Here is an 8,519-nt window from a genome sequence, read left to right on the forward strand (position 1 = left end):
TTGCGGTGCTGGGCGAATCCCGCTTCTTGGTCGGCGGCCAGGGCCAGGGTGTGTTGCTTCATCTTTGTCGCCTTGTGAGGGATGACAATACCAATGCAAGTCACGCGCCAGGTCGGGACTTATTCAGCGTTGCCTTAAAACAGCTCCCGCTGGGGAACAAGGTGACGGCATGGGCGCGCAGCGCGGCTGCGACCGGCCGGTCTTCGGCAATATCCAGCATGGGTTGGCCTTTAGAAGGTGTTGTTAAACAGTGAGGTAACGGGACCAGAGGCTGCGGTCGGCATTGAGTGCAGCCGAGTCGCCCTGCCACACCACGCGCCCGCGCTCCAGAATGGCGTGGCGGTCCGCCAGGCCGACCAGGCGGTGCACGTATTTGTCCACCACCAGAATGGTTTGCCCAGCCGCCTTCAGCGTGGCCAGGCAGCGCCAGACTTCTTCGCGGATCACGGGGGCCAAGCCTTCGGTGGCCTCGTCCAGGATCAGCAAGCGCGGATTGGTAGACAGCGCACGGCCAATGGCCAGCATCTGCTGCTCGCCGCCCGAGAGCTGGTTGCCCAGGTTGCTCTCGCGCTCTTTCAGCCGGGGAAAAGTGGCGTAAATGCGCTCCAGGGTCCAGCTGTCGCGCAGACCGTTGCGGTTGTCGGCAAAGGCCAGCAGGTGCTCGCGCACCGTGAGGTTGGGAAACACATGCCGCCCCTCGGGCACGATGGCAAGGCCCAGCCGTGCAATCGCATCGGCTTTCAGACCGCGTACCGACTGACCGGCAAACTGGATGTCGCCCGCGGTCGGCTTCAAGGCCCCGACGATGGTCTTGATGGTGGTGCTCTTGCCCATGCCGTTGCGGCCCAGCAGCGACACGACTTCGCCCGCCTGGATCTGCAGGTCGATGCCAAACAGCACCTGGCTCGCGCCGTAGCCCGCTTCGATGGCACTGCAATGCAATAGCGCGTCGGAAATAGCCATCTCAGGACTCCAGAGTTTCAGTGCCCAGATAGACCGCCTGGACTTCGGGGTTGTTGCGTATCTGCTCGGGCGTGCCCACGGTCAGCACCTTGCCGTACACCAGCACCGAGATGCGGTCCGCCAGGCGGAACACCGCGTCCATGTCGTGCTCGATCAGCAGCACTGCCATGTCTTTGCGCAGCGTGGCAATCAGCGTCACCATCTGCGCGGATTCGTCCGGACCCATGCCGGCCATGGGCTCGTCCAGCAGCAGCAGCTTCGGGCTGGCGGCCAAGGCCAGTGCCACGTCCAGCGTGCGCTGCGCGCCGTGTGGCAGGGCCCCGGCGATGCGGTCCAGGCTGTGCTGCAGGCCGACGCGCTCAGCCAACTGGTCGGCAGCGGCATACAGGCCGCGGGCCTGGCTACGCGGCTGCAAAAATCGGAAGCTGGAGCCGGCCTGCGCCTGCACCGCCAGCAGCAAGTTGTCGCGCACACTCTGCAGCGGAAAGATGCGCGTTACCTGGAAGCAGCGCGTCAAGCCCATGGCCACCCGGCGGTGCATGGACAAAGGTGTCAGGTCGATGCCGTCCAGCAGCACGCGGCCTGCGTCGGGCTGCAACAGGCCCGAGATCTGGTTGACCAGGGTGGTCTTGCCTGCGCCGTTGGGGCCGATCAGGGCGTGGATTTCGCCTGCGGCCACCTCCAGGCTGACATGGTCGGTGGCCAGCAGACCGCCGAAGCGCTTCACCAGGCCTTGTACTTGGAACAAGCTCATACGATCCTCCCCGCGCGCCATTCCAGCAGCGCAGCCAAGCCCTTGGGGGCGTACAAGGCGGTGGCGATCAGCAGCAGGCCCAGTGGCAGATGCCAGTAGTCGGTATTCAACTTCAGCACCTCTTCCAGCACCAACCACACGGCGGCGCCCACCGGCCCGCCCCAGCGCCGTCCCAGGCCGCCAATCACCACCATCACGATGAGCGTGGCGGACTGCGTCCAGTGCATGCTCGACGGGCTGACAAAGCTGTTGCCCGTGACCAGCAGCGCACCCGCCAGCCCGGCCATGCCGCCAGCCAGTGAGAACGCCACCAGTTGCAGCCGGTACACCGGATAGCCCAGCGCCCGCATGCGGGTTTCGTTGTCGCGGATGCCCGCCAATGCCATGCCGAAGCGTGAGCCGGTGGCGCGGTCAAGCCACCACAGGGCCACCGCCACGATGGCCAGTACCACCCAGTACAGGGTGGACTCGTCCATGGGGTTCAGGCCCAGCCCCAAGAGGGGGCGCATGGCCAGGGTGTAGCCGTCGTCACCGCCATAGCTGCGCAGCGAGACGAACACAAAGTACAGCATCTGGGCAAATGCCAGGGTGATCATGATGAAGTACACGCCCTTGGTGCGCAGCGACACCGCGCCCACCAGCGCCGCCGCCAACGCGGCAAACAGCATCGCCACCAGCCAGACGATCCAGGCCGAGGTAACGCCCGCCTCGGTCAAAGCCACCACGGTGTAGGCACCGACACCCAGAAACCCTGCGTGCCCCAGCGCCACCATGCCGCCATAGCCCATGATGAAGTTCAGGCTGGCCGCGGCCAGCGCAAACACCAGAATCCGCCGTACAAAACCGATGTAGAAGTCCAGCCCGAACTGGCTGGCAACCCAGGGGAACAGGGCCAACACCAGCAACACCACCGCAGGAAGCAGCGCGCGCGGCCAGGAGAAAGATAAGTTGTTCGTCATACCCGTTCAGGCCTTTGCAGAAAATAGACCTGCAGGGCGAAAGCTCAGCACGACCGCCATCAAGGCGTACATCGCCACTTCAGAAAATAGCGGCCCCACATCGGCAGCCAGTGCGGGCGGCAAGGTGGCCCGCAGCAACAAGGGCAGGAAGGCCCGGCCAATGGTGTCCACCAAACCCACCAGCAGACTGGCCACGAACGCACCGCGCACCGAGCCAATGCCGCCAATCACAATCACCACCAGCGCCGGGATCAGGATGGATTCACCCATGCCCACCTGCACCGCCATGATCGGCCCCATCAGCGCCCCCGCCAGCGCCGCCAATGCGGCACCCAGGGCGAACACGCCACTGAACACGCGCTTGACGCGCACGCCCATCAGCTCGGCCATCCAGCGGTCCGAGGCACCGGCCCGCACCAGCATGCCCATGCGGCTGTGGTTCACCAGCCCATACAGCAGCAGCGCCACCAGCACGCCCGCAGACAGCACCACCAGGCGGTAGGACGGATAGGGCAAGCCGGCAAACAGCTCGATCGGGCCGCTCAACAGCGCTGGGGTGGGCGCCATCACTGGCGACGGGCCCCAGACCATCTTCACCAGGTCGTCGGCCACCAAAATCACGCCAAAGGTCGCCAGCACCTGGGCCAGGTGGTCACGTCCGTAGAGGCGGCGCATCAGCGTCAGCTCCAGCAGTACGGCCACCAACACCGTCACCACCACGGCCACCAGCACTGCGCCCACAAAGGAGCCGCTGTGCACATGGACCTGGGCCGCCACATAGGCACCCACCATGAACAGCGAGCCATGTGCCAGGTTCATCACATCCATGATGCCGAACACCAACGTCAGCCCGGCGGCGATCAAAAAGAGCATGAGCCCGTAGCCCGCGCCGTTGAGCAACTGCTCGATAACCAAAATAGGATTCATCGCGAGGAACCTGGCCGTTGCGGCTTATTTCAAAGGGCACTGGGCGGCATAGCTGTCGCCATAGTTTTCCAGCAGGGTTTTGATGGTCTTGTTGGTGACGCGGCCCTCGGCGTTTTTGCCAATGGTGCGCAGGTAGAAGTTCTCTACCGGATAGTGGTTGTTGGCGTATTTAAAGCTGCCGCGCACCGAGGCGTACTGGGCCTTGGCCAAGGCCTTGGACAGCGCTTCGCGGTCGGCCACGTTGCCACCCACGGCCTTCACCGCCGCGTCCATCGCGGCGATCACATCAAACGCCTGGGCGGCGTACAGCGAAGGCAGACGACCGCCATACTCCTTGCGGAAGGCTGCCACGAAGGCCTTGTTGGCGGCGTTGTCCAGGTCGTAAGCCCAGTGCGAGGTATTGAACAGGCCCAGCATCGGGTCGCCCACGGCCGCAATCACATCTTCATCGGCCGAGAAGCCGCTGGTCACCAGGGTGATGTCTTTGGACAAACCGGCACCGACAAACTGCTTGATGAAGTTGATGCCCATGGCTCCGGGCAGAAAGAAGTACAGCGCTTGCGGCTTGGCGGCACGCAGTTGGGCCAGCTCGGTGGCGTAGTCGATCTGGCCCAACTTGGTGTACATCTCATCGGCCACCACGCCTTTGTACTTGCGTTTAAAACCGGTCAGGGCATCCTTGCCCGCAGGGTAGTTGGGGGCGATCAGCACCATACGGCCAAACTTCTGGTCATCGGCAAACTTGCCTGCTGCCTCGTGGAACTGGTCGTTCTGGTAGGCCGTGCCGAAGAAGAAGGCATTGCACTGGGCACCGGCAAACTGGCTGGGGCCCGCGTTGTTCGACAAATACGGCACCTTGGCTGCAAACAAGGTGGGGGCCACGGCCAGCGCCACATTGGAGGCGATGGGGCCGGTGAACAGGTCAATTTTTTCGCGCTGCACAAACCGATCTACCAACTGCTTGGCCTGGTCGGGGCTACCCGCCATATCGGTCTGGACGAACTCCACCGGCTGGCCACCCAATTTACCGCCCAGCAGCTTGATGGCCAGATTGAAGCCGTCGCGGGCTTCCGCGCCGGGGCCTGCAAACGGACCGGACACATCCAGCGCGATACCGACCTTCACCGGCGCGGCCCAGGCGGGTGCCAGCACACAGGCCAAGGCCACCAGGGTCAGGGCCGCCCGGTGCAGGCGGGAATTTCTCGAAACGGAGCACGTCATGGTCAATCCTTAGTCAAATGGGGTAAATGCCAACAAGCAGTGGAGAGGTTACAGGGCTTTACACAGCCACTGCCACCTCGACCCGACCGGCCACGACGCGCACCGGGAAGGTCCGCACCGCTTCGGTCGCAGGGGCCTTGCAGGGCGCACCGGTCTGGATGTCGAAAGTACCCTGATGTAAGGGGCATTCCACACAGCCGTCTTCCACGTAACCATCGGACAATTTAGCCGCACCATGGGTGCACAGGTCGTACAGCGCAAACAGCGCATCGCCCTGGCGGAATACGGCCACGGCCAGTCCGTCGGCCACCACCGGCCACACGGCACCGTCCGGGAAATCATCGGGCTCGCCCACGTCGTGCCATGCCGCCGCTGCAGTGTCTTGGTTTGCTTGCATATTTCGCGCTCTCAGATGGGGGTGGCTAACAAGGTGGGAACGCGCAAGGTGTCGTAGACCACGCGCTTGCTGCGGTAGCGCCATTCGCCGTCCTGCTGGACCACTTCATCGAGGTAGTTGCCCGCCTGGTAGACGCTGGATTCGCCCGCCTGGCTGGTGATGACGACGATGTAGCTAGATTCGGTGGTGACCTCGCCATCCGCATATTTTTTGATCACTAGGCCCGAGGTGGCGTGGCGGTACACATGGTCTTCATAGATGTTGGCGTTGCGCAGCGACAGCACACGGTCGCGCAGCATGCCCGCATTGCGGCAGTAGATGATGGGCACGGGAAAGCCCGCATCGAAATTTTCCTTGGGGATGATTTCGTAACGGCAGTCTTCGACGAAGAAACCCGGCCATTCTTCGAGGCGGTTGTTGTCCAGCACGCTGACATAGCGGTGTTGCAGTTCGAGCAGTTCGGTCCAGAGCTGGAGGCGTTCTTGTGTGTTCATGGTGGTTCCTTGGCTCAGTACGACATCAGCTTCTGGTAGCCGACCCAGAAGCGGCGGATCAGGTTTTCAGTGATGACCGTATCGATCTGCTCCGGGGCTTCACGGGCCATGGCAATGTAGGAATGCTGGTCACCATCGCGCACTGTGCCGCGTTGCACCAGCTCGGTGGCCTCGGTGTCCTCCATCGAGATGTAGCCGGCCGGCCCGACCAGATTGGCCTGCAGCATGCGCAACTCGCGCATCTCGGGCGTATCGTCGGCATAGCCAAAGAAATGGAACACCAGCTCGAAGTTGCCGGGCCCTTTGGGCAGCAGTTGGCGTGCCACCAGCGTGTTGTGGATCTGCTGCACCACCAACTGCGGAAAAATCGGCTGGATGTGGTTGGTGGTCATCTCGTCGAACTCCTGGATCTGGCCCAGTAAGGCCGGATCTTCCAGCGCAAAGCCCTCGTCCATGGAGCGGATGTTCTGCTGGCTGTAAGCCGCTGCGGTATCGGTTTCTACGTCTGGTTTGGTAACGGTGATGATGCTGTGCAGGCCGTGCGTGGCATCGGGAATCGAGCGCGCCTTCATGCCAACGCGGAAGATATTGAAGGTGGTATGGAACAGGTGCAGCAGGCTGGCGTGGTAGGGGTCTTTGACGTTCTCGAAGTACAGCTTCCAGTTGGATTTGGAATACTGGCGCGTGCAACCCAGGTAGACGATGGGCTTGTGGAAGATGCGGTCGATCCAGGGCCGCATCTCGGCGCCAATGTAGTCGGGTAGCGGCGGCGTGTCGTCGCGGAAAGTGGCAAACAGCAGGCCTTTGTAGCTGTCCACGCGCAGCTTGTGCAGGTTGTGTTCTTCGGTCTTGAAATCTTTGGGCATACCCACCATGCCTTTTTGTCCACGGCGAAACGGCACACCTTGCAGGTCACCATTCGCGGCAAAGCTCCACTGGTGGTAGACGCAGGTATGGCTAGCGGCATTGCCGCGCTTTTCGCGGCACACCATGGCACCGCGGTGGGCGCAGCGGTTCACCCAGCAAGACAGGCCCTCGGCCGTGCGGGTCACCACCACCGGCGTATCGCCGATGAAAGTAGATTTGAAGTCGCCCACGTTTGGAATCTCGGCTTCCAGGCCCAGAAAACTCCAGATCGGGCCACGAAAAATGCGCTCTTGTTCGCGCTCGTATACCTCTTGCGAGCTGAACACCTGGTAAGGCACCTGAGAGCCGTCCGGCTGGGGGAACAGAACCGGTCGCTGCGGGGCCTTGTCGGCACGGGGATGAACCGCTATCGGGACTTCTAAAGTGGCATCGGACATGGGGCGTGACCTCTGGATTGGTGATGTCCCAATGCTAGAAGCGGCCCCACGACCGGGCTATCCTCAAATGGCAGAGATGCGGCTGGACTTATCCGTTTCTGGCAACACGAACATCTGTGCACCCGTATGCGAAGTGTGGCGGGGCAGTTCGCCAAAGCGCTTGGCGTAGTACTGGGAAAAGCGCCCCAGATGGCCAAAACCGTATTCAAAAGCGATGTCGGTCACGGCAGCCCCGGGCTGCGCCGTCAATCGGGCATTTACGGCATCCAGACGCATATTGCGCAATAGCACCATCGGCGACTGCGCATGGCGGCGCTGGCACAGCATGGTCAACGACCGCACGCTAATGCCCGCCGCACGGGCCAAGTCCTCCAACGCAATCGGTGCGCACAGGCGGCTGCGCATATAGGATTCGAGCTTGTCCAAGCGCTGCAGATCGCTGCCGCAAGCCGTATCGGCCAAAGTTTCGGGCGCGGCCGGCGTACCTGGACGGGACGACAAAAACAAAGCCACGTTGCGCTCCAGGTGGTCTACCCACACGCTGTGGGCAGCGTTATCAGACGGCAAGTTGGTGACATGCAACAGCGATTGCATCAAAAACTGCCACTGCAGCCCTTGCATGTCGGACAGCTGCTGCACCGGCTGGCACGAAAATCCACCGCCCGAAAGCAAAGCCTGGGGTACCTTCAAGATGAACTGGCGAGCACCCTGCTGCCAGCGCATGTGCAAATTGCGCCGCGGCGCCAATATGGCAGCGGCACCAGGGCGCAAATGCACACGGCGACCATCCGACTCAATGTCGGCGGTGCCTGCCAAAGACAAATGCACCAACACAAAGTCGCCAAACGGGCGGGGCCGTATCTCCACCTCTGCACCATATTGCAGCATGAATATCTGCAACTGTTGCACTTTGGTCTTGAACAAAGCGGTATCCACATTGCCCCGGCACCACTGCAAATCGTGGTCTGAAAATTCACCCGCCACTTGGTGGTGCGTAGCCACGCGCGCACTGGAGCGGAAGACGCAACGCTTCACCAAAGGGGAGACATCAAGAGACACACCAGCGGACAGCATCGGGAATGTAGACCTTATCGTGGAAATACTGTGGGGCTTTTAGCCCAGCCATTCACAGCAAGTTCTATACCGATTGAACCTTACCGCATTGTCATGATGCGCATGCCCTTGTGGTCCAACCCCACGGCTTGACCCCGCACCAGCGGTGCAGCGGGTCCGCCCATATGCTGGATGCTATGTAGACAGATCATGGGCGATGCAGTGGTCGATTTGCAGAGAGCGTAACCAAACCAACCCAATCTATCCAATGGTTTATTTGGATAAAACTATTCGACATCGTCAATGATTTAAGGCAACGCTGAATAAGTCCCGACCTGGCGCGTGACTTGCATTGGTATTGTCATCCCTCACAAGGCGACAAAGATGAAGCAACACACCCTGGCCCTGGCCGCCGACCAAGAAGCGGGATTCGCCCAGCACCGCAAA

10 protein-coding genes are annotated in these 8,519 nt (G+C 61.8%); 1 reads left to right on the plus strand and 9 read right to left on the minus strand.

Annotated elements, in window-relative coordinates:
• Positions 1-254, plus strand: a 254-nt coding sequence (locus Q0T48_RS16295; protein ID WP_295958193.1) for a hypothetical protein, incomplete at its 5' end; no start/stop codon positions are given.
• Here Q0T48_RS16295 and Q0T48_RS16300 read toward each other — a convergent pair.
• The 9 genes from Q0T48_RS16300 to Q0T48_RS16340 form a co-directional block, all read right to left on the minus strand.
• Complete coding sequence (locus tag Q0T48_RS16300) at positions 244-963, minus strand: ABC transporter ATP-binding protein (RefSeq protein WP_295958197.1); 720 nt, start codon at positions 961-963, stop codon at positions 244-246. The two genes, Q0T48_RS16295 and Q0T48_RS16300, sit on opposite strands and share 11 nt — an antisense overlap.
• Before the next feature lies 1 nt (position 964).
• Positions 965-1,717 (minus strand): ABC transporter ATP-binding protein, encoded by a 753-nt coding sequence (locus Q0T48_RS16305; protein WP_295958200.1) that lies wholly within the window; start codon positions 1,715-1,717, stop codon positions 965-967.
• Positions 1,714-2,676: a branched-chain amino acid ABC transporter permease gene (locus Q0T48_RS16310; RefSeq protein WP_295958203.1), complete on the minus strand. Its 963-nt coding sequence runs from the start codon at positions 2,674-2,676 to the stop codon at positions 1,714-1,716. The genes Q0T48_RS16305 and Q0T48_RS16310 overlap by 4 nt, the downstream gene beginning before the upstream one ends.
• Before the next feature lie 6 nt (positions 2,677-2,682).
• Positions 2,683-3,603, minus strand: coding sequence for a branched-chain amino acid ABC transporter permease (locus tag Q0T48_RS16315; RefSeq protein ID WP_295958206.1), 921 nt, complete (start codon positions 3,601-3,603; stop codon positions 2,683-2,685).
• Between the two features lie 24 nt (positions 3,604-3,627).
• Positions 3,628-4,824: an ABC transporter substrate-binding protein gene (locus tag Q0T48_RS16320; protein ID WP_295958210.1), complete on the minus strand. Its 1,197-nt coding sequence runs from the start codon at positions 4,822-4,824 to the stop codon at positions 3,628-3,630.
• 58 nt (positions 4,825-4,882) lie between these two features.
• Complete coding sequence (gene andAb / locus Q0T48_RS16325) at positions 4,883-5,221, minus strand: anthranilate 1,2-dioxygenase ferredoxin subunit AndAb (RefSeq protein ID WP_295958212.1); 339 nt, start codon at positions 5,219-5,221, stop codon at positions 4,883-4,885.
• 11 nt (positions 5,222-5,232) lie between these two features.
• Positions 5,233-5,715: an anthranilate 1,2-dioxygenase small subunit AndAd gene (andAd, locus tag Q0T48_RS16330; RefSeq protein WP_295958215.1), complete on the minus strand. Its 483-nt coding sequence runs from the start codon at positions 5,713-5,715 to the stop codon at positions 5,233-5,235.
• A 14-nt stretch (positions 5,716-5,729) separates the two neighbouring features.
• Positions 5,730-7,019 carry an anthranilate 1,2-dioxygenase large subunit AndAc gene (andAc, locus tag Q0T48_RS16335; RefSeq protein ID WP_295958217.1) on the minus strand — a complete coding sequence of 430 codons (1,290 nt, stop codon included), beginning with the start codon at positions 7,017-7,019 and terminating at the stop codon, positions 5,730-5,732.
• A gap of 63 nt (positions 7,020-7,082) precedes the next feature.
• Positions 7,083-8,021 (minus strand): AraC family transcriptional regulator, encoded by a 939-nt coding sequence (locus Q0T48_RS16340; RefSeq protein WP_366888062.1) that lies wholly within the window; start codon positions 8,019-8,021, stop codon positions 7,083-7,085.
• Positions 8,022-8,519: the final 498 nt, after the last annotated feature.

Origin of the sequence: Rhodoferax sp., assembly GCF_025354435.1 — a bacterium.
Lineage (GTDB): Bacteria > Pseudomonadota > Gammaproteobacteria > Burkholderiales > Burkholderiaceae_C > Rhodoferax_B.